Genomic DNA, 23,597 nt, shown 5'->3' on the forward strand with positions numbered 1-23,597 from the left:
CCCGGGACCGGGGCGCCCGTCAGGCGCCCGCGTTCATCACGGTCGCCATCACCGTTCCATAGTGACAGGCCGTGGCGGCGAGCACGAACGCGTGCCAGATCGCATTCTGGTACGGCAGGCTGCGCCAGACGTGGAAGATCACCCCGAGGGAGTAGAGGATGCCGCCGAACGCGAGCATCCAGAGCGCATCGCTGCTGAGCCGGCCGATCACCGCGTCGTAGGCGACGACCCCGCTCCAGCCGAGGGTGAGGTAGAGCCCGATCGACGCCCGATCGTAGCGGCCGGGCAGAAGCAGCTTGAGGGCGATGCCGATCGCCGCCACCAGCCAGACCGTGCCGAGCAGGCTCCAGGCCGGCAGACCGTCACCGACCAGGGCCACCAGGGGCGTGTAGGTGCCGGCGATCATCAGGTAGATCAGGGCATGGTCGGCCCGCCGCAGCAGCCACTTGCGCCGCGAGACCGGCCACATGTTGTAGGTGGCCGAGACGCCGAGCATCGAGACGAGGCCGGCCGCGTAGATCGTGACGCCGGCGCGCTCGAGAAGTGAGAGCGGCGAGAGCGCGGCGATCACCACGATGGCGATGGCACCCGCGACGCCGAGGGCGACACCCACGACGTGCACGGCGCCATCCGCCAGGATTTCTTTCCGGGTATAGTTCCAGGTCACTCCCGATGGGCGTCCGTCGTCCGCTAAAAGCATCGCCGACCTCCGGTATTTGCGTAGAGGCTACGCTTCAACCTGTTGCCGCGTTCCCAGCGACAACTACCGAGTTGGAGCCATCAACAGGAATCTCTTCGGGCGAGGACTAGCCCGGAAGGATGTGCGGATAGCGGTTGGCAATGGCGACGGCCCAGACGGCGCCGAGCAATCCCGTCAGGCCGAGGGCCAGCCAGGCATGCTTGCCATGGCGGCGCGTCGCAGGGGTCGGGTTCGGACGGGCGGCGGGGGGTATCCGGGTCTCGGGGGTGGTCCGCTCGGATGCGGGCGTGCGCCGGGTCTCGGTATCCTGCATGCAGGGGTCGTCCTCTCGCGGTTCAGGGGCGCCAGACACGGGGAGGCCGCGGGCCTCCGGCCGCGTCGTGACGGGGGTCGAACGTGCGGGGACCAGAGTGGTTCGTTGCAGTGCGGTCGCGATGTGGTGATCCGCACATGGCGGGCCGCGACGGCGGATGGGGCACTGGCGCGAGGCGCCGAGCCGGTCGCGCGCTCCGCCCGATCAGGCCGCCGTGTCGATCACGCCGTCCTGCCTGTGAGCGATTCGTAGCCGAAGGGGGTCGACGGACGCCCGAGGGGCGCCGCGACGTCGGAATGGGCCGCCCGTCGGGCATGAACGGTCGCCATCGTCAGCACCGCCATGGCGAAGACCTGATGGGCGAGCGCGGCCCAGAGGGGTACGGCCAGCAACAGGGTGGTGATGCCGAGGACGGCTTGGGTGAGGACGAGGGCGGCGATGCCGGTCGCCCGGCGCGCCATGCCGGAGCCCGGGCGCGTTCGGCGGGCATCGAACGCATGAACGAAGGCGACCGCCAGGAGCAGATAGGCGGTGAGGCGGTGGTTCACCTGCACCAGGGCGAGGTTGTCGACGAAATTCTCGATCCAGGGCGTTCCGGCGAAGAGGTCCGCGACCGGAGGGATGAGGTGCCCGTCCATGGTCGGCCAGGTGTTGTAGAGGAGGCCGGCCTTCGAGCCCGCCACGAGGCCGCCGAGGAAGATCTGCACGACGACGAGGGCCATGATGGCCAGGGCCGTGCGGCGCAGGCGGGATGGATCGGCTTCGACGGCGGTGTCCGGCGCCCGCAATCCGGCCGCGAGCCAGACCAGGCCAGCCAGGATCAGGCTCGCGGTGGTGAGATGCAGGGCGAGCTTGAGGGGCGCCACGGCCGTCATGCCGGGCTGCAGGCCGGAGGCGACCATGATCCAGCCGATCGCGCCCTGGAGTCCGCCCAGGACGCCGAGCCCGAGGAGGCCGAGGCCGAGGCGCCGGGTCAGGGCGCCGCGCCACCAGAACCAGAGCAGCGGCAGGAAGAAGACCAGGCCGACGATGCGGCCCAGGAGGCGGTGGCCCCATTCCCAGGCGTACAGGACCTTGAAGTCCGACAGCCCCATGCCCTGGTTCAGGATGCGGTACTGGGGCGTATCGCGGTATTTCTCGAACTCCGCCGCCCAGGCCTCGGGCGAGACGGGCGGGATCGCCCCGGTGACCGGCCGCCACTCGGTGATTGAGAGCCCGGAGCCGGTGAGGCGCGTGGCGCCGCCGACGGCCACCATACCGACGACAAGGGCGGCCAGGACGTAGAGCCAGATCCGCACGCCCCGCTGTCCGGGAAACACGCCGGTCGCCTGTTCGCCTGCTCGCACCACGTCGTTCCTCGCATCCCGCACGGGCGCCGGACGGCGCGCCTCGGATGGATGCGGGTTAAGCGAGGTAGGCGCTGTGGGCAACGCTCAGCGACGACGCACCGCCGGGGGCCAGGGTCTCGGCATCCAGGTCGCGCTGGCGGCTGAGCGACAGCATCTCGAGCACGGCGATGACGATCCAGGGCCCCGCGATCCCGATGAAGAACGACATGCCTGCGAATCCTCCTGCGCGCCGCGCGCCACACCGAGAATAGGTGACGCACGGGGTTCGGCAAGACGAAACGCTGCCGTCAGAGGGCGGTGCGCGCCAGCTTCCAGACCAGGAAGGCCAGGACGCCCGCGCCGAGGCAGCGCCGCCAGGGATTCACGCCGCGCACGATCTCGTCGACGGCCCACCACGCCAGGGCTGCCGCACCGAGCCCGCGGAGGTAGGGGCCGATCCGGCCGCCGGGACCGTCGAGCCACCCGAGCACCGCGCAGCCGATGAAGATCAGCAGCGGGGCGTTCGGCCATTGCCCGATGGTGATCGCACCGGTTCGCCGGTTGCGAAAGAACCAGTCGATCGCGTTCAGGTCGGCACCCCGCTCTCGGCCTTGCGGGCCGGGGCGCAGATCTGCGGCGACACCTTGTCGAGATGCTCGCAGGCATTGCGCAGGTACCAGGCCCGCAGGTCGGGCTGGCCTGGAGCCACGTACATGCCGACGAGCACGAAGGCGACCGCGCCGACGATGATGAGGGTGAGAAGACTACGCATCGGAGCAACTCCCAGGAGCGGTCTGGCGCCCCTTCCGTCCACCCTGCCGTCCGGGCGATCCCCGGATCGGGTGAGCCCTGGACAAAGAAACAGCCCGCGCGCCGATCACGGCATGCAGGCTGTGTAAGCTTGGGAGGATCGAGAGGCTGTTGAGACCTGCCTGACAACGGGCGGATCCCGCCGGGGTTCCCGTCCTCGGAGTCGGAAAAAAGCGTCAGGCCGCCTCGAACAGCGGCACGATGCGCATCCCCGGCACCAGGACGAGCCCCTTGTCGGTGATGCGGATCTCCGGGATCACCGAGAGCGGGATCAGGTTGAAGCCCATATACGGGATGGTGCAGCCCGCCCGCATCCAGGCCTCCTTCAGAACCCGCACCTCCTCGGCCACGGCGGTGACGCGCTTGTCCGACAGCAGCCCCGCCACCGGCAGCGGCACCAGGGCGACCACGGCTCCGTCCTCGACCACGCAGACACCGCCCTGGATCGCGCTGAGCGCAGCGAGGGCGACGCGCATGTCGGCCTCGTTCAGACCCGCGACGATGACGTTGTGCGAATCGTGGCCGACGCTGCTCGCCACCGCGCCCCGCCTCAGTCCGAAGGCCCGCAGCAGCCCGTGGGCGACGTTGCCGGCGCGGCCGTGGCGCTCGATCACCGTCACGAAACAGAGGTCATTGGCCGCCAGCGTCGCGGGCCAGTCGGGCCCGGGCACGAGGTCGACGACCTCGTGGGTGAGCTCGATGCCCGGCAGCGTGGTGCGGATCGCGTTGATCCGACAAAGGCCCGTCGGGAGGTCCGGGATCAGGGCCGGCAGCGGATCGGGCAGGTGCATGGTGGCGTAGGCCGGTGCCGGATAGCGGTAGGGACGCGACAGGGCGGCGTCGAGCAGGGGCGTGATCCGGCGGTTCTCGACCACCAGCGCGCCGCCGTACCAGGTGGACTGGGGGACGAGGTCGTCGTCGAGGAGGACGAGGTCGGCCCGGCGCCCGCCGCCGAAGCCGCCGATCTCGCCGTCGAGGCCGTAGCGGGTGGCGGGGTGCAGCGAGCCCATCGACCAGGCCTGGACCTTCGGAATGCCCATGCGCACCGCCTCGCGCACGACCCAGTCGAGGCCGAAGGCGAGGAGGTCCTGCGCGTCGCGATCGTCGGTGCAGACGCAGATCCTCTTGGCCGCGGCGCCGTAGTCCAGGATGGTGCCGATGGCTTTCGGCAGGCTGTGCCAGGGCGTGGTCGGCGGGCCGCCGCGCAGGTAGATCCAGACGCCGGCCTCCAGGAGGTCGTCGGCGATGTCGCGATCGATCGCCTCATGGGTATCGGTGACACCGCTGGCGGCGTAGGCCGCCACGAAGTCGCGCCCGTAGATATGCCCCGAGACCGGGCGTCCGCGCTCCAGGGCGGCCCGGATGATGGCGTGGGCGCGGGGATCGCCCTCGCAGACCGCGACGAAGTCCATCTTCTCGCCGAGGCCGATCGCCTCCGGCCAGGCATCGAACAGGCCGGCGATCTTGGCGGCATCGAGGTCGCCGCCCGCGGTCTCCAGCTCGGGCGAGGTCGCCGGCACGGTGCTCGGCACCGTCAGGTAGATGTTCAGGGGCGCCGCGCGGGCATCCTCCAGCATCCAGGCGATGCCGTCGGTGTCGAGGACGTTGCCGATCTCGTGGCTGTCGCAGACGATCGTGGTGGTGCCGTTGAGGAGCGCGGCCTCGGCATAGGCACAGGCCGTGACCATGCTGCTCTCGATGTGCAGGTGCGGGTCGACGAGGCCCGGGGCCAGGAGACCCCCGCCGAGGTCGCGCCGCGGCGCGCCGCCCCGGTAGGTTCCGGCCGGCTTCACCGCCGCGATCCGCCCGCCGGCGATCCAGACTTCGCGATCCGGCAGGATGCGCTCCGAGTAGGTCGAGAGCAGGCGGGCGCCGGTGAGGACACGGTCGGGCTCCGCCCGGCCCGAGGCCACCGCGGAGAGGTGTCGCGTCATCCGGCTCAACGGTTCGACGGAGAAGCGCGTCAGCGGTCGCGTGTCGGTCATGCGATCTCCCGGGTCCTGGGACTTGGCGTGCACCGGCGCCGCTCTGCCGGCCCAGCCGCCTCGGCGGCGCACGCATCGTGCCAGACGGCGTGCGTGCCGGACAGGCGCCGCGGCTCGGCGAACAGGCGCCGCGGCTCGGCGAACAGGCGCCGCGGCTCGGTGAAACGGGTTGCCAAGCGGGAGCGGTGGCACCATCTAGGAGACACACCGATCGCGACCCCGCGTCGCTCGATCGGAGACGGCCACGAGGCCGGGCCTGGGTGACGCCGGATGTACGCGCACCTGCCCCGCCCATTCGTGGCTGTCGGCGTCTCTTCCCCACCCCTGCAGTTCGAGCATCGTCCCGTCATGGCCAAGCGTACCAAGTCGAAACCGCAGGAGCGCGGCTCCGTCCTGTTCGACGTCGTCTATGACGACGAGTCCCGCGCCTCCAACCGGCGCGTCCCCATGGAGATCCTCGGCGGCCTCGACGGCGACGAGCCGGCCCGCCAGCTCATCGAGGATCAGGACCGTGCCATCTCGGAGAAGTCCGGCCGGCCCCTGCGGGCGATCCGCAGCCTGACCCGCTCGCCCGCCCGCGTCTCCACGGCCACGGACGAGTAGGCCCGCGCCGCACCGGCCTGTGGCGCGGGGCCGGCGAGGCCCCGCCGCAGGCCGGCTTGGGCAACCCGCCTCAGGCCTTCTTGAGGAATTCGGCCCGCAGCACGAGGCCCTTCACCTTCTCGGCGTTGCACTCGATCTCGGACGGGTCGTCGGTCAAGCGGATGTTCTTGATCAGCGTGCCGCGTTTCAGGGTCGTCGAGGTGCCCTTCACCTTCAGGTCCTTGATCAGCGTCACCGCATCGCCCTCGGCGAGCTTGGTGCCGTTCGCGTCCCGGGTCTCGTCCATGGTCCGCGCCCTCAGTTCTCGGGACGCATGTAGGGCCGGCCGGCATCCACCAGGGCCCGGTCCACGGCCTCGATCGCGAGGAGGATCCGGGTGAGATCCTCGGCTGCCGAGGGGGCCGCGACCTCGCTGCTGCCGATCCGGCGGGCGAGCGCACCGCGCTGACGGGCCAGGCTGTCCCGCGCCCGGTTCATCTGGTCGATCTCTTCCGCCGTCATGCTGTGCTCCCCTGAACGGCCCGGCAGGGCCGCGGGAGCGATGCGACCTTTGGGAGCCGAACGCAAGACGCCGTCGTCCCGCGGGGTCCGTCCTCAGAACAGGGCGCCCTGCGCATCCTCGTCGCTGGAACGCGGCTGCTCGGCGGGCGGCGCCGATCGCTCCGCCTCGCCCCCCTGCGGTCGGGCCAGGGGTTCGATCAGGTCCGGCGCGTCGATGCGGGCGTTGTTGACCCGCGCGCTGACGGGATCGAGGGTGAGCCAGTCGTCGGCACAGGGACGACACAGCCTCATCGCCTCGTCCGGCTCCGTACCGCGTGTGTCGAGCCAGGGGCCGATCTGATCCGGCGCCAGGATCACGGGCATGCGGTCGTGCACGGCGGCCATGGTGCCGTTGGCATCGGTGGTGACGATGGCGGCGGTGTCGACCTCCGAGCCGTCGGCGCCGAGCCAGTCCTCCCAGAGGCCCGCGAGTGCCATCGGCGCCCGGTCGGCACGGCGGATCATGAAGGGGGTCTTCGTTGCCGCCTTGCCCGTTCCTTCCCGGCGCCACTCGTAGAAGCCGTCGGCGAGGAAGACGCAGCGGCGGTGGCGCAGGGCGCCGCGGAAGGTCGGCTTCTCCCGCAGGGTTTCGGACCGGGCGTTGATGACGAGGGGGAAGTCCTTCGGGTCCTTGACCCAGCTCGGCCAGAAGCCCCAGCGCACCAGCCGGAACTGGCGTCGGCCGCCCGCGGACAAGACCACCGGTACCGGCTGCGTCGGTGCCACGTTGTACCGGGGCGGAAAGTTCGGCACCTCGGGATAGCCGTAGAAGGCCCGGAAGATCTCCGGGGCCTGGGCGATGAAGAAGCGTCCACACATCCGCGGACGATCCGCAAATTCGACCCGATGGGCAAGGGACTCGTGCGGCGCGAGGGGCCTGCCGGGGTCGACGGCTCGGCGGGCGGCCGGGGGTCCTGAGGTCGAGGCGCCCGGGAGAGGGATCCCCCGGGGTGTGACGCCGGTCTCAGGCGGCGCGGACGCTCGCGAGGAAGCGGCCGACCTCCTGGCCGAGATGGTCGGACTGGCGCGAGAGGGCCGAGGCGGAGGCGAGGACCTGGCTCGCCGCGGCACCGGTCTCCTCGGCCGCCCCCGCCACACCTGCGATGTTGGCCGTGACCTCGCCCGTACCGGTAGAGGCCTGCGCGACGTTGCGGACGATCTCCTGGGTCGCCGCGCCCTGCTCCTCGACGGCCGCCGCGATGGTGGTCGCCACGGCGCTGATCTCGTCGATCCGTCCACGGATGGCGTCGATGGCATGTACGCTCTCGGCGGTGGCGCCCTGGATCCGGGCGATCTGCGTGCTGATCTCGTCGGTGGCCCGGGCCGTCTGCCCGGCGAGTTCCTTCACCTCCGTCGCCACCACGGCGAAGCCGCGCCCCGCCTCGCCGGCCCGGGCCGCCTCGATGGTGGCGTTGAGGGCCAGGAGGTTGGTCTGGCCTGCGATGTCGGAGATCAGCTTGACCACGTCGCCGATCCGCGCCGTCGCGCCGCTGAGTTCCTGCACCAGGGCGGCGGTCGTGCCGGCCTCGCGCACGGCGGCGCCGGCGAGCTCGGCCGAGCCCTGAACCTGGCGGCCGATCTCCTGCACGGAAGAGCCGAGCTCCTCGGCCGCCGCCGCCACCGTCTCGACGTTCGAGGCTGCCTCCTCGGCGGCGGCCGCCACCGATATGGAACGCCCGGCGGTCTCGCTCGCGGTGCCGCTCATGGCCTGGGCGGTGGCCTGCAACTCGCCCGCGGCCTTGCCCACGGAGGCGACGATACCGCCCACGGCACGCTCGAAGCCGTCGGCCATCTCCTGCATCGCCCGTCGGCGCTGGGCCTCGGCCCCGGCCCGGGCCAAGGCGGTCTCGTCCTCCAGGGCCTTCATGCGGACCAGGCTCTCCTTGAAGACCTGGACGGCGTCGGCGATGCGGCCGATCTCGGTGCCGGTGCCCTGGTGCGGGACCGTGACGGCGAGATCGCCTGCGGTGAGCGCCGTCATGGGACGCACGACCGAGTCGATGCCGCGGGTGACGCTGCGGATGATCAGGGTCGCCAGCAGGACCGCGAGCACGACAGCCAGGGCGAGGGCCGCCAGAGCGATCGCTTGCGTCCGGGCCGTGAGGGCGACGCCCTTCGCCTCGGCCTGCGCAGCACCCGCGTCGTTGATCTCGATGAGCTTCTCCAGGGCGGTGGAGGCCCGCCGCCGCGGCTCGACGCCGTCGGAGAGGTAGAGTTTGTAGGCCTCGCCCTTCGGGGCCGTGTGCGCGGTGGAGACGATCCGGTCGGCCATGCCGAAGAAGGTGGTCACCTCCCGCTGGAAGACCTGGAAATGGCCACGCTCCGCGTCCGAACTGATCAGGCGCTCGTAGGATTTCGACAGGGCCCCGATCTGCTCCCGCCGCTTGGTCATGTCGGCTTCGATCTTGGCCTGGTCGGCGGCATCCGTGGTCTGCGTCACGCGCAGCAGGCTCGTGGTGTAACGGGCCAGGGCGACGTCGATGCGACCGCTCGCCTGCACGCTCGGGAGCCAATTGGTCTGGACCGCGGTCAGTAGATCATTGATCCGTCCGACACCGGACATTCCGAGCCAGCCGATTGCAACGATGAAAACTGTAATGATCGCGAAGCTGGCTACCAACCGAGTGCGGATGGTCATGGTCTTCAAGGTCATGGAACCGCTCCAAGAGCATGCATCCGCCTTCCGGATCATGCCAAGCGCGGTTACATTGCATGAGCATCCTTAACAGGTTGCATCGAATACTCGCTACAGCCAGCGCTTCCAGCGGAAGAAAACGTACGGTAGCACGGCCGCGACGACCATCATGACGACCGCCATCGGGTATCCGAACCCCCAATCCAGTTCGGGCATGGCCTTGAAGTTCATGCCGTAGATCGAGGCGATGAGGGTCGGCGGCATGAAGACCACCGCCATGACCGAGAACAGCTTGATGATGTTGTTCTGCTCCAGGTTCACCAGCCCGAGGGTGGCGTCGAGGAGGAACTGGATCTTCGAGGACAGGAAGGTGGCGTGCTCCTCCAGGGACTGCAGGTCGCGCAGGGTGGAGCGGACGTCCTCGCGCAGTTCGCGCGGTGCCTTGGCGGTGCGGTAGGTCGCCGAGAGGGAGAGCAGGATGCGCTCCATCGAGACCAGGCTCTCGCGCTGCTTCGAGATGAGGTCGCCGTGGCGCCCCAGGGCCCGGAGGGTGTCCTGCAGGGCGGTGTTGCGGGCGCTCGGGTCCTCCTTCTCCTCGAAGATCTTGCCGGAGAGGCGATCGATGCGCTCGCCCTGGAGCTGGAGCACGTCGGCCGCGCGGTCGATCACCGTCTCGATCAACCCGGCCAGGATGGTCTCGCCCGAGGGCACCGCCGACGGGCCGTTGCCCGTGGAGCGGCCGGCCCGCTGGGTATACATCCGGAAGGCCTGGGGCTCCTCGTAGCGCACCGTCACGAGGCGGTTGCCGCGCAGGATGAAGGTGATGCCGGCGAGGCCCGGCTCCTCGGACTCGCTGACCTTGCTCAGCACCCGGCCGGTCATGTAGCGCGCCCCGTCCTCGACGTAGAGGAGTTCGGAGGGCTCGATGTCCTTCATCTCCTCGCGGGTCGGCACCGAGATGCCCATGAAGACCTCGACCTTTAGGTCCTCCTCCCGGCTCGGCCGCACCATGTCGAGCCAGACGGTGTCGTCGGGGATCGGCTCCTGCAATTCGAGGGAACGGCGCTCGAGCAGGGTCTGCCCGGCGCCGGCGACCGGCTGGTGGATGAAGATCACGCGGGATGTCTCAGGCGAAGGCCCCGGGAGGCGGTGTGCTCGCATCCGGCACGAAGAAGTCCGGCGCAAGAGGGATGCCGGGTGTGACGCGGTATTTTGAAAAGTCCGTGACACCCTGCTCAGCCAGGAAGCTGTCGTCGATGAGGAAGCGGCCGGACACCGCCCGGGCGGGCAGGCAGAACAGCGCGTGGGCGGCATCGGCCAGGATCTCGGGCGTGCGGCTCGCCTGCATCAGCGCCTCGCCGCCCAGCAGGTTCTTCACCGCCGCCGTGGCGATGGTGGTGCGAGGCCAGAGGGCGTTCACCGCGATGCCCTGGCGCCGCAACTCGCCGGCGAGCCCGAGCACGCAGAGCGACATGCCGTACTTGGCGATGGAATAGGCCAGGTGCGGGGCGAACCACTGCTCGGTCATGTCGAGGGGCGGCGAGAGCATGACGATGTGCGGGTTCTCGGCCTTGGCGAGATGCGGGATCGCGTACTTGCTGACCATGTAGGTCCCGCGCGTGTTGATGCCGTGCATCAGGTCGAAGCGCTTCATCTCGGTCTCGGGCGTCCGGGTCAGCGAGATCGCGCTGGCGTTGTTCACCACGATGTCGATGCCGCCGAAGGTCTCGGCCGTGCGGGCGATCGCCGAGGCGACGCTGTCCTCGTCGCGGACATCCACCAGGAGCGGCAGGGCCCGGCCGCCCGCCGCCTCGACGGCGGCGGCGGCGGTGTGGATCGTGCCCTCCAGCTTCGGATGCGGCGTGTCCGTCTTGGCGGCGATGGCGATGTTCGCGCCGTCGCGGGCCGCCCGCAGGGCGATCGCGAGGCCGATTCCGCGGGAGGCCCCGGTGATGAACAGGGTCTTACCGTTCAGCGATCCGCTCATGTCTCAGGTCTCCTCGGCGTTGATCTGGAACCGGGGCGGCTGTGTGCCGTCCGCATCGGTGAAGCCGTACGCGGCGGCAAGATCGCCCGCATGGAGGATCTGCCCGGCCCGGGCCGCGACCGCGGGGTCGGCGGCCAGGGCGGCGAGGGCCCGGCCGGCATAGAGCGGGCTCTCCGTCGCCCGGTCGGCGTGGCCGATGTCGACGGCGCGCTCGGTGCGCACGAAGCCGGGCGAGAGCCCCAGCGCCGTGACGCCGTGCGGCGCCAGTTCCTGGGCGCAGGCGAAGGCGAGCCGGTTCGTGGCCGCCTTGGTCAGGTCGTAGAAGATGTCGCCGAGATAGCCCGGCGCGGTGTCGAAGGAGACGAAGGCGACGAGCCCGGATCTCGCCGAGACCATCGCGGGGGCGATGGCGCGGGCGAGCAGCAGGGCCGGATAGGGGCCGCTCCCGAAGAACTCCGAGAACGGCTCGGCCGAGCGGCGCCAGAACGGCGTGCCCCAGGCGGCACCGTCGGCGTAGCGCTCGCCGTCATAGCCCTCGTTGCCGCCCCAGACGCTGGCGACGGCGACGTCGATGCGCCCGAACCGGCGCAGGATCCAGTGGACCAACGCGTCCACCGCGCGCTCGCTGGTGTGGTCGCAGAGATAGTGGTGGCCCTCGCCCCCGGCGGCATCGACGGCGCGGGCCGTATCCTCCACGACCTCCGGCCGTCCCTCCGTGCGCGGCCCCGTCTCGCTGGACCGGGCCGTGACGATGACGGTGCCGCCCGCCTCGCCCAGGCCCCGGGCGATCCCCCGCCCCACCCCGCGCGAGGCTCCGGCCACGAGACAGATCTTTCCGCGCAGATCGGGGTTCGGCGCGAGAACCGGGCCCGCACTCACGCCGGTTTGGCCCGGCCGAGAAAGCGCGCGAAGGCCGCCTGGGCTTCGGGCGCCCGCAGGCGCTCCTCGAAGGCGACGGCCTCGGCCTCGAGGGCGGCTTCCAGGGCGGCCTGGTCACCGCGGATCAGCGCCCGCGTCGCCTGCACGGCCCCCCGCGGAAGCCCGGCGAGGCGCGCACCCTGGGCCTGGGCATGATCGAGGAGCAGGCCAGCCGGCATCACCGCGTTGACGAGGCCGAGGCCGAGCGCGTCGTCGGCGTCGAAGCCTTGGCTGAGGAGCAGCATCTCGGTGGCCTTCAGGAGCCCGACCCGGCGCGGCAGCAGGTAGCTCGACGCCGCCTCCGGCACGAGGCCGAGTTCCACGAAGGGCATGCGGAAGCGGGCGGCCGGGCTGGCATAGACGAGGTCGCAATGCAGGGTCAGCGTCGTGCCGATCCCCACCGCGATCCCGTCCACGGCCGCGATCATCGGCGTGCGGGTGCGGGCGAGCTGGCGGATGAACTGCAGGGCCGGCGCCTCGCGGAACGGCTTGCCCGCGCCCGCGACGAAGTCGGCGAGGTCGTTGCCGGCGCTGAAGGCGCCCGGCACCCCGGCGAACACCACGGCCCCGATCGCATCCTGCTCATCGGCCTCCGCCAGGGCGGCGCGCAGGGCATCGTACATGGCGCCCGTCAGCGCGTTCTTCTTCTCGGGCCGATCGATGCGGATGAGGCGGACGCCGTCGGCCGTATCCGCGATGGCGATGTGCTCGCTCATGGTGCCCTCCCCCGATGATGGTCGATCGTTGCGCGGCGGCCTCTCCGCAGGCCGCCCTCCTCAGCTCGCCAGGGCGAGCGCGGCGTCCTCGGTGAAGTGCCCGCCCGCGAGGATGCTCGCCTCGAGCCCCTCGGCCGCGGTGAGCAGGTTGTCGGCGAAGAAGCGCGCCAGGGCGATCCGGCCGGCATGGGCCGGGTCGGTCTCCCCCGTCTTCAGTGCGGCGTTGGCGGCGAGCGCCTGGCGGCCGAGGCAGGCGCCGCCCTGGACGAGGCCGAACAGGCGCAGGTAGGGCGTCGCCCCGGCCAGCGCCGCCTCGGGCCGGTTCGAGGCCAGCACCTTGAGCTGGAAGCTCGTCGCCCGGTCCAGGCTCGCGATCCCCGCCCGCAGCCGGGCGCCGATGTTGCCGAAGGCCGGGTCGGGATCCTTGAGGAAGCCCTCGGCGGTCCGGCGCAGGCTGGCGATCTGTGCCCGCACCGTGGCGCCCCCGTTCAGCGGGAGCTTGCGCGCGACGAGGTCGATGGCCTGGATGCCGTTGGTGCCCTCGTAGATGCCGAGGATGCGGGCGTCGCGCATGTGCTGCGCGGCGCCGGTCTCCTCCACGAAGCCCATGCCGCCATGCACCTGGACGCCCAGCGAGGTCACCTCGTTGGCGATGTCGGTGGAGAAGGCCTTGGCGACGGGGGTCAGCAGGGAGGCGCGGTCGTGAGCCGCCTGCCCCTCCGGGCCCTCCGCTGCGTCCAGGGCCGCGGCGGTGAGGTAGCAGATGCCGCGGGCGGCCTGGGTGAAGGCCTTCATGGTCAGCAGCATGCGCTGCACGTCCGCATGGGCGAGGATGGGGCTCGTCTCGGGGGCGCCCGGGGCCTTGCCCTGGCGCCGGTCGCGGGCATAGCCCAGCGCCTGCTGGTAGGCGCGCTCCGCGATGCCGACACCCTGCAGGCCGACATTGAGCCGGGCCGAGTTCATCATCGTGAACATGCAGGCGAGGCCACGATTCTCTTCACCGATGAGCCAGCCGATGGCGCCACCGTCGTCGCCGAAGGCCATGGAGCAGGTGGGGGAGCCGTGGATGCCGAGCTTGTGCTCGATGCCGGAGCAACGCAGGTCGTTGCGGCTGCCGTCCGGCAACACCTTCGGGACGAGGAACAGCGAGATGCCGCGGGTGCCGGCCGGCGCATCCTTGAGCCGGGCCAGCACGAGGTGGACGATGTTGTCGGTCAGGTCGTGCTCGCCGTAGGTGATGTAGATCTTGGCGCCGACGATGCCGTAGCGGCCGTCCCCGAGGGGCTCGGCGCGGCTGCGCAAGAGGGCCAGATCGGAGCCGGCCTGCGGCTCGGTCAGGTTCATGGTCGCGGTCCATTCCCCCGAGACCAGCTTGTCGAGGTAGCGCGTCTTGAGGTCGGCCGAGCCGTGCTGGGCCAGGGCCTCGATGCCGCCCGCCGTGAGGAGCGGACAGAGACCGAAGGCGATGCTGGCCGCATTCCACATCTCGTTGCAGGCGGCGTTGAGCACGAGGGGCAGGCCCTGCCCACCATGATCGGGGTCGGCGCTGAGGCCGTTCCAGCCGCCCGCGATCCAGGTCTGGTAGGCCTCGAGCCAGCCCGGCGGCGTCGTGATGGCACCGTCCCTGAGCGGCGTGCCGTGACGGTCGCCCACCCGGTTGAGGGGGGCGATGACGGATTCGGCGACCTTGCCGGCCTCGGCCAGGACCGCTTCCGCGTCGTCGACGGCGAGGTCGCCATGCAGGCCGGCCGCCAGGGCTGCGTCGAGCCCGGCCACGTGGCGCAGGGCGAACAGCATGTCAGCCACCGGAGCGCGATAGGTCATGATGCTTCCTCCCGCGCCTTGATTGAATCGACGCGTGTCGCCCCGTGTTTGACGCATGGCCCGGCCGGGCGCTAGGCCCAAGGCTCTCCCCGGCAAAGGGGTGCCAGCGCAGATAGTTTAGATATGAACGATCTCTGGTCAATCCCCGACGATGCGATCCCGGCCATAACGACCGCCCGGCTTTCCGAGGCGGCCGACGGGATCGCGGCGGCCGCCTCTCTGCTCCGAGCTGGGCAGGTCGTGGCCTTCCCCACCGAGACGGTCTACGGCCTCGGGGCCGATGCCACCGATCCGGTGGCGGTGGCACGAATCTTTGCCGCCAAGCAGCGGCCGCGCTTCAACCCGCTGATCGCGCATCTCGCCGACCCGGCGTCGGCCTTCGCCGAGGGCGTCTTCGATGAGGCGGCGCGCAGCCTCGCCGAAGCGTTCTGGCCCGGTCCCCTGACCCTGGTGGTGCCGGCCGCCCCGGACTGCCGCGTCTGCGACCTTGCGCGGGCCGGCCTGCCGAGCGTCGCCCTGCGGGTGCCGGCGCCCGCCCTGACCCGGGCCCTGCTGGCGCGGGTCGGTCGGCCCGTCGCCGCGCCCTCCGCCAACCGTTCGGGACGCGTCAGCCCGACCAGCGCCGACCACGTCCTGGCGGATCTCGAGGGCCGGATCGCCGCGGTGTTGGATGGCGGCGAGACGCCGGTCGGGGTCGAATCCAGCGTAATTGCCTGCCTCGGCGGGCCGCCCCGGCTGCTGCGGCCGGGCGGTCTCACGCGGGAAGCGCTGGAGGCGCGCCTCGGCTACGCCCTGGCCGGTCCGGAGAGCGGGGACACCGCCCATCCGGTCGGTCCCGGACTGCTCGCGTCCCACTACGCCCCTCGGGCGCAAGTCCGCCTCGAGGCGATCTCCGCTTCATCGGACGAGGCGGTGTTGCTGTTCGGCCCGGAAACCCTTCCGGGAGCGAATGCCGCGCGGGCGCGCCTCAACCTCAGTCCCGCGGGCGATCTCGCCGAAGCCGCGGCTCACCTGTTTTCCGCCCTGCGCCAACTCGACGGCGTCGGAGCGCGGGTGATCGCGGTGGCATCCATTCCCGAGCGCGGTCTGGGCGAAGCCATCAACGACCGGCTTCGGCGAGCCGCGGCGCCGCGCTAAATTTTTTCTGAGATCCGTTGGAACCAAGCTGCCGGGGGCGTGTTCATCCTGTACGAAGGCCAGTTCAGCCCCCAATGGCCTTTTCCCTTCTCGGGCTCGGAGCAATCCGAGCCTGTTTTCTTGTTCGATCATCCCGTGTGGCCGTTGATCGTGCTCGAGGCGTTCTGAACATCGCTGTCAGGGGATGCAGGAGCCCCGGTCAGGCGATCTCCAGAATTTCGCTCTCGTGTCCGTTCACCTCGACGACGTCGCCGACGACCTTGCCGGTCAGCGCGCGCGCCATCGGTGAGACGTAGGAGATCGTGCCCTGGGCCGGATCGGACTCGTCTTCGCCCACGATCCGGTAGGTTCGGCGGCTGTCGTCCTCGGCCAGGATCGTCACCGTCGAGCCGAAGCGGACCACGTCGCCCGGTTCCGCCTCCACCAGCTGCGCCGAGCTGCGTCGCGCGGTCCAGTAAGCCAGGTCGCGGTTCACCCGGGCGACGTCGGCCTGCGCCTCGGGCGTCAGGGCCGAGAACGCCGCCTGGAGGCGCGCGACCTCAGCCTCGATCTGGGCCAGGCCCTCCGGGGTGACGAAATTCGGGTGCGGCGAGAGCGTGCGTTCGGGAAGATCCTCGAACACCGCTTCACCCTCACGCTCGCGAACGAATGCTTGGCTCATGGAGGTCGAAACGTCCGGCTCCTGCCCGACGTTCCGTAAAGCTCAGGCCACCTCCACCACCGTCCGTCCGCGGACCCGACCTTCGAGGATCGCCTGCGCCACCGTATCGACGCCGGGTAGCGGCACCGTCTGGGTCATCGCCGCAAGCTTGTCGTGATCGAGCTCCCGGGCGAGCCGGTCCCAGGCCGCCCGGCGCTTGGGTTGCGGCGTCGTCACGCTGTTGATGCCGAGCAACGAGACTCCGCGCAGGATGAAGGGAGCGACCGAGGTCGGCAGGTCCATGCCCTGCGCCAGTCCGCAGGCCGCGACCGCGCCATCCGCCTTCGTTCCCGCCAGAACGTTGGCGAGGGTGACCGATCCGACGGCATCGACGGCCGCCGCCCAGCGCTCCTTGGCCAGGGGTTTGCCGGGCTGGCTCAGTTCCGCGCGGTCGAGAATTTCAGCGGCGCCGAGGCCGCGCAGGTAGTCGGCTTCCGCATCGCGACCGGTGGAGGCGATGACGTGCCAGCCGGCCCGCGCCAGCACGGCTACCGCCACGGATCCGACCCCGCCGGAGGCCCCGGTGACCAGAACCGGCCCCTGGGCGGGGGCCACGCCGTGATGGTCGAGCGCCATCAGGCAGAGCATCGCGGTATAGCCGGCGGTGCCGATCGCCATGGCCTGGGCGGCGCTCAGGCCCTTGGGGAGCGGTACGAGCCAGTCGCCCTTGACCCGTGCGCGCTGCGCGTAGGCCCCCAGATGGGTCTCGCCGACGCCCCAGCCGGTGAGGACCACCGCGTCGCCCATCTTGTAGTCGGGATGGTCCGAGCTCTCGACGATGCCGGCGAAATCGATGCCGGGGATCATGGGGAAGCGCCGCACCACCGGCGATTGGCCGGTCATCGCCAGCCCGTCCTTGTAGTTCACCGTGGAGTGGGTGATCCGGACCGTGACGTCGCCGGGCATCAGGTCGGCGTCGTCGAAATCCTTGAAGGTGAGCGATTGCCCCGTCTCGGTCTTCTCGACGACCCAAGCCTTGAACTGACCCATGGCATACCTCCGCTGACCGGTCTGAGGTGTGGCACGGACGGTCCGAATCAAGCGGCCCCGGACGCGGCGGGCGTCCGGGGCCGGAGACGGAGCCGCGCCGAAGGGCTCAGTAGCCGTCGTAGATGCTGCCGGAGGAGAAGCCGAGGCCGACGCCGATATCGGCCGAACTGGCCCCCGTGACGCCGAAGGCGTCCGGGATCGAGCCGACGGCGAGGCTTGGGCCGAAGGCACCCGGATAGCCGCCCTGGCCGTAATTGGCCGGCACCCAGCCCGACCGGGCGGGCTGCACCAGCACCCGGCGGCGGACGCTGGCGTATTGCGGCGGGATGGTCTCCGGAACTGTCTGCACGGGCTGCACGAGGATGCGGCGGCGGCGGACGGCGTATTGCGGCGGCACGTCCACCCAGCACCCGATCAACGCGCCATAGGCATCCCGACGGGTCTGCCAGACCCGGCCGCCGGGCGCCACGAGAACGCGCTCCGAGACGGTCTCGTAGACGGGGGGAATGGTGCGGTAGACGGTCTCGGCCGGGCGGACGAGGACCTGCTCGGAGACTGCGCCGTAGACCGGAGGGGTGTTGACGTGGCGGTAACACTCGGCGCCACCGCAGCCGCCGGCCTGGGCGGAGGACAGGGTGATGACGGCGCCGGCGATGGCGGCGAGACTGATACGGGCTGCGACCGGCGTGGTCATGACGGGTTCCTCGGCTCGAGACGCTGTACAGGACGGGATGGCGCGCGAAGTCCGCGCGCATCTCGACGTTCCAGAGGCCGCCAAGTTGCCGCTCGATCAAGCTGTATCGAGACTCAAGGTAAAATTAACCCAAGCTTAGGACTACTTAGAAGTTTCACTGCTTAGGTAAAAACGCGGGGAACTGCTTAGAAAATCAGGTCTGACCGCGCTTGAGCTGGTAGAAGATGTGCCGTCCGATGACGTCCATCTTCTTCAGGCGCCGCGACCAGCCGGGTTTCACGTAGTCCGCATGGTAATGGGTCGCCCCCCCGACTTCGCTGAGGTAGGTGCGCCCGTCGATGACCGCGCTGGCGATCCGGGTGGCGGTCTGCCAGGACGGCCCGTCTGCGATGCGCAGGGACTTGCCTTCGCAGGCGAAGGAGAACTGGCAGCCCATGTAGCGGTGACGGTTCTGATAGACGACGCCGCAGACGTTGCTGGGATAGAGGCCGCTCTTCACCCGATTGAGGACGACTTGGGCGACGGCCGCTTGGCCCTCCTCGGATTCGCTGCGCGCCTCGAAGTACACGGCTTCGGCCAGGCAGCGCTGCTCGCGGTCCATGGCGTCGGGCCCGATCAGGTCGGCGTAGCGGTGGCGTGCGACGTCCGGGGGCGCCGCCGCACCCGGCGTGGCGCCATCCGCCTGGGATCCCCGCGGCGACAGGCCCGGGAAGACGAGGCTCGCCGCGGCGATCTCGATCGGGGTCGCGTCGGCCGGGGCCGGGGTGGTCGAAGAGAGCGCCTCCGCGCGGGGAATGGCGGGGGTCGCCCCGTCCTCCACGACGATCACCGATCCGTCCCCCTCCCCGTTCTGATCGAGGCCGAGATCCGGCGCGGGCACGAAGCCGGCATCGAGGTCGGGATTCCAGGCGGCCGAGCCGGCCTGCAGCAATCCGCTCGCGGGCTCGGAGAGGCTGGTCCTGACGACCAGGGCATCGCCCCGGCCCTCGATCCCGGACAGGCCTTCGGGTGTGCCGCGGCTGTAGACCCGGTGCGGAGCGTGCGAGCGGGTCTCGGTTCCGCCAAGGCGGGCGCCCGGCGAGGCCGTCGCCAGGAGACGGTCCGTGCCCGTCGCCCGTCCGACGGCACCCGGCGCCATGTCCGTACCCGCCGTGGCGGTAAAGGAGACGAGCAGGCCGATGCCGGCCACCCAGGGAGTCATCGCAGCGCTGAGCCAGCGCAGATGCGACGCGCGCCGTACCTGTTTCCTACCCACGCAACCGACTCGCACCAGGATGCCAAACGCTCAGCCCGCCGGTCCCGGGAGGACACCGAACGGCCGTTGCGTTCAACTATCGTGCGGTATGGTTGCGGAGCGGTTAAGCCCGGCGGTCAGAGCGCGCCAGGGCGCCCATGCATCGCCGCCAAGGTGCCGACCAGCGTCGAGAGGCTCGAGCGTCCGCTCTCCTGGGCACCCGCGATTCGCTCGGCATCGGCTCCGCTCTGCGTGGCGATGGCGAAGACGAACAGCGCGACGGTGGCGAGGCCGCCGAGGCCTGCCACGACCCAGAGATAGGCCTGCTGCATCACGCGGGGCAGCGGGACGGCGACGGGATTTTCATTGAGAAACAGGGGGGGTGGGCTGGTGTCGTTCATGCCGGCGATCCCACGCGTTGGCTGCCGCCCTTGTGAGCAGGGTTGCCTGCGCGCAACGGTTTGGCACTAGCACTGAACGTGCCCGCGCGGAATCGGTTCGCCGCGTTTTCGACAATTTGTTGAACGGTTCGTTTATCGGGTGGACCGGGACGGCGCGTGGCCGTCCCGGTCCATGAGCGTTGGGGCGCGGCGACCCCGCTGGAGTCGCCGCCGTCCTCGACGCGCTCCTACTTGGCGGCCTTGGCGGCGAGGGCCGCCTGGGCAGCCGCGAGACGGGCGATCGGTACCCGGTAGGGTGAGCACGACACGTAGTCGAGGCCGACCTCCTGGCAGAATGCCACCGAAGCCGGGTCGCCGCCGTGCTCGCCGCAGATGCCGAGCTTGATGTCGGGACGGACCGCCCGGCCGCGCTCGACGCCGATGCGAACGAGCTCGCCGACGCCCTCCTGGTCGATGCTGATGAACGGATCCGCCGCCAGGATGCCCTTCTGGGTGTAGGCGCCCAGGAAGGTCGCGGCATCGTCACGGGAGATGCCGAGGGCGGTCTGCGTCAGGTCGTTGGTGCCGAAGGAGAAGAACTCCGCCGTCTCGGCGATGTCGCCAGCCCGGAGCGCGGCCCGGGGCAGCTCGATCATCGTGCCGACCTGATAATCAACCGTGCTGCCCGTTTCGGCAGCGACGGCCTTCGCCATGGCATCGATGCGCGCCTTGACGATGTCGAACTCCATCTTGGTGAAGACGAGCGGCACCATCACCTCGGGGGTGACGGGCGATCCCGTCTCCTTGGCGGCCTGGACGGCCGCCTCGAAGATCGCCCGAGCCTGCATCTCGGCGATCTCCGGGAAGGCGATCGCGAGGCGGCAGCCGCGGAAGCCGAGCATCGGGTTGAACTCGTGCAGCTCCGTCATGCGGCGGCGCAGCTTGTCCTCGGAGACGCCCGTGCTGGTGGCGACGTCGCGGACCTCCTCGTCGGTGTGCGGCAGGAATTCGTGCAGCGGCGGATCGAGCAGGCGGATCGTGACGGGCAGGCCCGACATAATCGTGAACAGCTCGACGAAGTCCTGGCGCTGGTAGGGCAGGATCTTGGCGAGCGCCGCGCGGCGGCCCTCGACGTCGTCGGCGAGGATCATCTCGCGCACGGCGACGATGCGGTCACCCTCGAAGAACATGTGCTCGGTGCGGCACAGGCCGATGCCCTCGGCGCCGAAGTTCCGAGCAGCGCGCGCGTCGGTCGGGGTGTCGGCGTTGGTGCGGACCTTCATGGTGCGCACCTTGTCGGCCCAGCCCATCAGGGTGGCGAACTCGCCCGACAGGGACGGCTCCAGCATCGCCACCTCGCCCAGGAGCACCTGGCCCGTCGAGCCGTCGATGGTGATCTTGTCGCCGGCCTTCAGGGTGGTTCCGGCCACGGAGAGGGTGCCGGCCTTGTAGTCGACGCGGATCGAGCCGACGCCGGAGACGCAGGGTTTGCCCATGCCGCGGGCCACCACGGCCGCGTGACTGGTCATGCCGCCGCGTGTGGTGAGGATGCCCTCGGAGGCGTGCATGCCGTGGATGTCTTCCGGCGAGGTCTCCACGCGCACCAGGATACACTTGCGCTCGGCCTTGCGGGCGGCCTCGGCATCCTCGGAATTAAAGACGATCTCGCCGGTGGCGGCGCCCGGCGAAGCGGGCAGGCCGGCGGCGATGACCTTGCGCTCGGCCTTCGGGTCGATGGTCGGATGCAGGAGTTGGTCGAGGGCGGCGGGCTCGACGCGGCCGATGGCCTCCTCCTCGGTGATCAGGCCTTCGGCGGCAAGATCGACGGCGATCCGCAGGGCCGCCTTGGCGGTGCGCTTGCCGTTGCGGGTCTGGAGCATCCAGAGCTTTCCGCTCTCGATGGTGAACTCCATGTCCTGCATGTCGCGGTAGTGGTTCTCGAGGAGGCCGTAGATCCGCACCAACTCGGCGTAGGAGTCGGGCATGGCCAGCTCCATCGACGGACGATCGGACTTGGCCTCGATGCGGGCCTTCTCGGTGATGTCCTGCGGGGTGCGGATGCCCGCCACCACGTCCTCGCCCTGGGCGTTGATCAGGAACTCGCCGTAGAGGGCGCGCTCACCGGTGGACGGGTTGCGGGTGAAGGCGACGCCGGTGGCCGAGGTATCGCCCATGTTGCCGAACACCATGGCCTGAACGTTGACGGCCGTGCCCCAGCTCTCCGGAATGCTGTTCAGCTCACGGTACTTCTTGGCGCGCGGGATCATCCAGGAATCGAACACCGCACCGATGGCGCCCCAGAGCTGATCCTCGGGGGCCTGCGGGAAGTCGGAGCCGTGCTCGGCCTTCACGATGGCCTTGTACTTCCCGACGAGGTGCTTCCAGTCCTCGGCCCCGAGTTCGGTGTCGAGGCTGACGCCCTTGCCTTCCTTGTAGTGCTCCAGCGCCTCCTCGAAGGCGTGATGCTCCACGCCGAGGACGACGTTCGAGTACATGGTGATGAAGCGGCGGTAGGAATCGTAGGCGAAGCGCGGATCGCCGGCGCCCTGCGCCAGGGCCTCGACGGTGCGGTCATTGAGGCCGAGGTTGAGCACCGTGTCCATCATGCCCGGCATCGAGGCGCGGGCGCCCGAGCGGACCGAAACGAGGAGCGGGTTCTCCGGATCGCCGAAGCCGCGTCCGGTGAGCGCACCGACGGCGTCGAGGGCGGCCTTGACCTGGCCCTTCAGCTCTTCCGGATACTGCTGTCCGTGATCGTAGTAGTAGGTACAGACTTCGGTCGTGATGGTAAAACCGGGTGGCACCGGAAGACCGAGATTCGACATCTCTGCGAGGTTCGCGCCCTTCCCGCCCAGCAGGTTGCGCATGGACGACTGGCCCTCGGCCTTGCCGTCACCGAAGGAGTAGACCCACTTGCCCATCTGTATCCGTCCGCTTGCAGGAGTGAAAACTGCCCCATGCCTAACACGGCGGGTTGGACCATCTTCTGCTGCAACGCAAGATGAACGGCTCGTCCAGGCGATGACAGCGTGACGCTTCGGGCCCGCTGTAACGGAGCCGTTGCCGGATCAGCCGAGCGACCGGAAGACACCGAGGCCGATCAAGCCGACCAGGATCAGGTAGATCGCCACGATGTAGTTCAGCAGCCGCGGGACGATCAGGATCAGCACCCCGGCGGCCAGGGCGATGATGGGCTGAAGGCTGGAAATCGTAATGGTCATGGGTCGCGCTCCGGCACGCCATTGGGACTTGTCTGCGCCGCCCGGCACCTCAGACGCGGTACTTTCCGTTGCGCTTGATCAGCACCTGCGTGCCGACCGGCACCCGCTCGTAGAGGTCGACGATGTCCTCGTTGAGCATGCGCACGCAGCCGGACGACATCTGCTCGCCGATGCTCCAGGGTTCGTTGGTGCCGTGGATGCGGAAGAGGATGTCGCGGTTGCCCTGGTAGAGATACAGGGCACGGGCGCCGAGGGGGTTGTCGACGCCACCCTTCCGGGTGCGCGGCAGGTCGGGGTTGAGGGAGACCATGGTGGTGGTGGGGCTCCAGTCCGGCCAGACGCCCTTGCGTCCGACCCGCGCCTGGCCCTTCCAGGAGAAGCCGAGCTTGCCGACGCCGACGCCGTACTGCACCGCCGTCCCGTCCTCCTGCACCAGGGCGAGCTGCCGGTTGTCGATATCGACGACGATCGTGCCGGGTTTCTCGGGCCCGGTGTAGCGCACCACCTGCCGGCGATACTTCGGATCGAGCCGGGACTTGTCGACCAGGGGGACGTCGTAGGGCTTGTCCGGCATCGTGCCGGTGTACCAAGCTGCCTCGTCGTCCTGCGCCAGGTTCACGGGGCCACGGGACTGGCACGCCGCGAGGGGCGCGATCAGGATCAGGCCGAGGATGAGACGGCGGGACGGCATGGACAGCTCCACGTTTCGACGCGTCGGAGGACGGCTCTGTCCCCTGACTACCGCTCCCGGACCTCCGACGTTGTGTCATTCCCGCCGCAGGTCGGATGTTGCGTGCGCGGTTCATCGTGCGGCGGAGGGGGCCGAGGCCGGACGAGGCCGGGACGCCCGGGCGGCCTTGCGCCCCGCGCATTGCATCGCGC

At 70.1% G+C, this 23,597-nt stretch carries 26 protein-coding genes; 2 read left to right on the forward strand and 24 right to left on the reverse strand.

From position 1 onward, the window contains the following. Nucleotides 1-19: 19 nt before the first annotated feature. From trhA to AC0IY1_RS08730, 7 genes are all read right to left on the reverse strand, one after another. A complete protein-coding gene (gene trhA, locus AC0IY1_RS08700; RefSeq protein ID WP_103709241.1) occupies nucleotides 20-700 on the reverse strand; it encodes a PAQR family membrane homeostasis protein TrhA in 681 nt (226 codons plus the stop codon). A gap of 106 nt (nucleotides 701-806) precedes the next feature. After that, nucleotides 807-1,013, reverse strand: a complete 207-nt coding sequence (locus tag AC0IY1_RS08705) for a hypothetical protein (RefSeq protein WP_055953196.1) — start codon at nucleotides 1,011-1,013, stop codon at nucleotides 807-809. Nucleotides 1,014-1,234: 221 nt separating this feature from the next. After that, on the reverse strand, nucleotides 1,235-2,362 hold the full coding sequence (locus AC0IY1_RS08710) for a COX15/CtaA family protein (RefSeq protein WP_471768946.1): 1,128 nt from the start codon (nucleotides 2,360-2,362) through the stop codon (nucleotides 1,235-1,237). A gap of 55 nt (nucleotides 2,363-2,417) precedes the next feature. Further along, nucleotides 2,418-2,570, reverse strand: coding sequence for a hypothetical protein (locus AC0IY1_RS08715; RefSeq protein ID WP_156375676.1), 153 nt, complete (start codon nucleotides 2,568-2,570; stop codon nucleotides 2,418-2,420). 79 nt (nucleotides 2,571-2,649) lie between these two features. After that, nucleotides 2,650-2,931 (reverse strand): hypothetical protein, encoded by a 282-nt coding sequence (locus AC0IY1_RS08720; protein ID WP_471769157.1) that lies wholly within the window; start codon nucleotides 2,929-2,931, stop codon nucleotides 2,650-2,652. Further along, nucleotides 2,928-3,113 carry a hypothetical protein gene (locus AC0IY1_RS08725; RefSeq protein ID WP_103709243.1) on the reverse strand — a complete coding sequence of 62 codons (186 nt, stop codon included), beginning with the start codon at nucleotides 3,111-3,113 and terminating at the stop codon, nucleotides 2,928-2,930. Before AC0IY1_RS08725 ends, AC0IY1_RS08720 begins: the two co-directional genes overlap by 4 nt. Nucleotides 3,114-3,327: 214 nt before the next feature. Further along, nucleotides 3,328-5,136, reverse strand: coding sequence for an adenine deaminase C-terminal domain-containing protein (locus tag AC0IY1_RS08730; RefSeq protein ID WP_471768948.1), 1,809 nt, complete (start codon nucleotides 5,134-5,136; stop codon nucleotides 3,328-3,330). Between the two features lie 348 nt (nucleotides 5,137-5,484). Between AC0IY1_RS08730 and AC0IY1_RS08735 the strand changes: the two genes are divergently transcribed. Further along, nucleotides 5,485-5,739: a hypothetical protein gene (locus AC0IY1_RS08735; protein ID WP_055953825.1), complete on the forward strand. Its 255-nt coding sequence runs from the start codon at nucleotides 5,485-5,487 to the stop codon at nucleotides 5,737-5,739. 70 nt (nucleotides 5,740-5,809) lie between these two features. Here the strand turns inward: AC0IY1_RS08735 and AC0IY1_RS08740 are convergent, their stop codons facing one another. From AC0IY1_RS08740 to AC0IY1_RS08780, 9 genes are all read right to left on the reverse strand, one after another. Further along, complete coding sequence (locus AC0IY1_RS08740) at nucleotides 5,810-6,025, reverse strand: alkylphosphonate utilization protein (protein WP_055953181.1); 216 nt, start codon at nucleotides 6,023-6,025, stop codon at nucleotides 5,810-5,812. A gap of 11 nt (nucleotides 6,026-6,036) precedes the next feature. After that, nucleotides 6,037-6,240, reverse strand: coding sequence for a hypothetical protein (locus AC0IY1_RS08745; RefSeq protein WP_055953178.1), 204 nt, complete (start codon nucleotides 6,238-6,240; stop codon nucleotides 6,037-6,039). Between the two features lie 93 nt (nucleotides 6,241-6,333). Continuing rightward, entirely contained in the window at nucleotides 6,334-7,098 is a 765-nt protein-coding gene (locus AC0IY1_RS08750; RefSeq protein ID WP_471768950.1) for an SOS response-associated peptidase, read from the reverse strand. A 145-nt stretch (nucleotides 7,099-7,243) separates the two neighbouring features. Continuing rightward, a complete protein-coding gene (locus tag AC0IY1_RS08755) occupies nucleotides 7,244-8,932 on the reverse strand; it encodes a methyl-accepting chemotaxis protein (RefSeq protein ID WP_471768952.1) in 1,689 nt (562 codons plus the stop codon). Nucleotides 8,933-9,025: 93 nt separating this feature from the next. Further along, nucleotides 9,026-10,030, reverse strand: a complete 1,005-nt coding sequence (locus AC0IY1_RS08760) for a magnesium transporter CorA family protein (protein WP_055953169.1) — start codon at nucleotides 10,028-10,030, stop codon at nucleotides 9,026-9,028. Nucleotides 10,031-10,040: 10 nt separating this feature from the next. Then, nucleotides 10,041-10,901 (reverse strand): SDR family oxidoreductase, encoded by an 861-nt coding sequence (locus AC0IY1_RS08765; protein WP_055953166.1) that lies wholly within the window; start codon nucleotides 10,899-10,901, stop codon nucleotides 10,041-10,043. Between the two features lie 3 nt (nucleotides 10,902-10,904). Beyond that, on the reverse strand, nucleotides 10,905-11,723 hold the full coding sequence (locus AC0IY1_RS08770) for an SDR family NAD(P)-dependent oxidoreductase (RefSeq protein ID WP_471768954.1): 819 nt from the start codon (nucleotides 11,721-11,723) through the stop codon (nucleotides 10,905-10,907). A gap of 53 nt (nucleotides 11,724-11,776) precedes the next feature. Then, on the reverse strand, nucleotides 11,777-12,535 hold the full coding sequence (locus tag AC0IY1_RS08775; RefSeq protein ID WP_471768956.1) for an enoyl-CoA hydratase-related protein: 759 nt from the start codon (nucleotides 12,533-12,535) through the stop codon (nucleotides 11,777-11,779). A 60-nt stretch (nucleotides 12,536-12,595) separates the two neighbouring features. After that, nucleotides 12,596-14,359 carry an acyl-CoA dehydrogenase gene (locus AC0IY1_RS08780; RefSeq protein WP_471768958.1) on the reverse strand — a complete coding sequence of 588 codons (1,764 nt, stop codon included), beginning with the start codon at nucleotides 14,357-14,359 and terminating at the stop codon, nucleotides 12,596-12,598. Nucleotides 14,360-14,482: 123 nt separating this feature from the next. Here AC0IY1_RS08780 and AC0IY1_RS08785 point away from each other — a divergent pair, with 123 nt between their 5' ends. Beyond that, a complete protein-coding gene (locus AC0IY1_RS08785) occupies nucleotides 14,483-15,496 on the forward strand; it encodes an L-threonylcarbamoyladenylate synthase (protein WP_471768959.1) in 1,014 nt (337 codons plus the stop codon). 199 nt (nucleotides 15,497-15,695) lie between these two features. On the opposite strand, the gene greA is transcribed toward AC0IY1_RS08785, so the two are convergent. From greA to AC0IY1_RS08825, 8 genes are all read right to left on the reverse strand, one after another. Beyond that, nucleotides 15,696-16,157 carry a transcription elongation factor GreA gene (gene greA / locus AC0IY1_RS08790; protein ID WP_471768961.1) on the reverse strand — a complete coding sequence of 154 codons (462 nt, stop codon included), beginning with the start codon at nucleotides 16,155-16,157 and terminating at the stop codon, nucleotides 15,696-15,698. Between the two features lie 42 nt (nucleotides 16,158-16,199). Further along, nucleotides 16,200-17,186 carry an acrylyl-CoA reductase (NADPH) gene (acuI, locus tag AC0IY1_RS08795; protein WP_471768963.1) on the reverse strand — a complete coding sequence of 329 codons (987 nt, stop codon included), beginning with the start codon at nucleotides 17,184-17,186 and terminating at the stop codon, nucleotides 16,200-16,202. A 106-nt stretch (nucleotides 17,187-17,292) separates the two neighbouring features. Beyond that, nucleotides 17,293-17,880 carry a hypothetical protein gene (locus AC0IY1_RS08800; protein ID WP_471768965.1) on the reverse strand — a complete coding sequence of 196 codons (588 nt, stop codon included), beginning with the start codon at nucleotides 17,878-17,880 and terminating at the stop codon, nucleotides 17,293-17,295. 193 nt (nucleotides 17,881-18,073) lie between these two features. Then, a complete protein-coding gene (locus AC0IY1_RS08805) occupies nucleotides 18,074-19,081 on the reverse strand; it encodes a cell wall hydrolase (RefSeq protein WP_471768967.1) in 1,008 nt (335 codons plus the stop codon). A gap of 170 nt (nucleotides 19,082-19,251) precedes the next feature. Beyond that, a complete protein-coding gene (locus AC0IY1_RS08810) occupies nucleotides 19,252-19,515 on the reverse strand; it encodes a hypothetical protein (protein ID WP_055953142.1) in 264 nt (87 codons plus the stop codon). Nucleotides 19,516-19,742: 227 nt separating this feature from the next. Continuing rightward, on the reverse strand, nucleotides 19,743-22,415 hold the full coding sequence (gene ppdK, locus AC0IY1_RS08815) for a pyruvate, phosphate dikinase (protein ID WP_103709255.1): 2,673 nt from the start codon (nucleotides 22,413-22,415) through the stop codon (nucleotides 19,743-19,745). Between the two features lie 147 nt (nucleotides 22,416-22,562). Next, nucleotides 22,563-22,715, reverse strand: a complete 153-nt coding sequence (locus AC0IY1_RS08820; protein WP_471768969.1) for a DUF3096 domain-containing protein — start codon at nucleotides 22,713-22,715, stop codon at nucleotides 22,563-22,565. Nucleotides 22,716-22,764: 49 nt separating this feature from the next. Next, nucleotides 22,765-23,406 carry a L,D-transpeptidase gene (locus AC0IY1_RS08825; RefSeq protein ID WP_055953136.1) on the reverse strand — a complete coding sequence of 214 codons (642 nt, stop codon included), beginning with the start codon at nucleotides 23,404-23,406 and terminating at the stop codon, nucleotides 22,765-22,767. Between the last annotated feature and the right edge of the window lie 191 nt (nucleotides 23,407-23,597).

Source organism: Methylobacterium sp. AC690 (assembly GCF_979256535.1).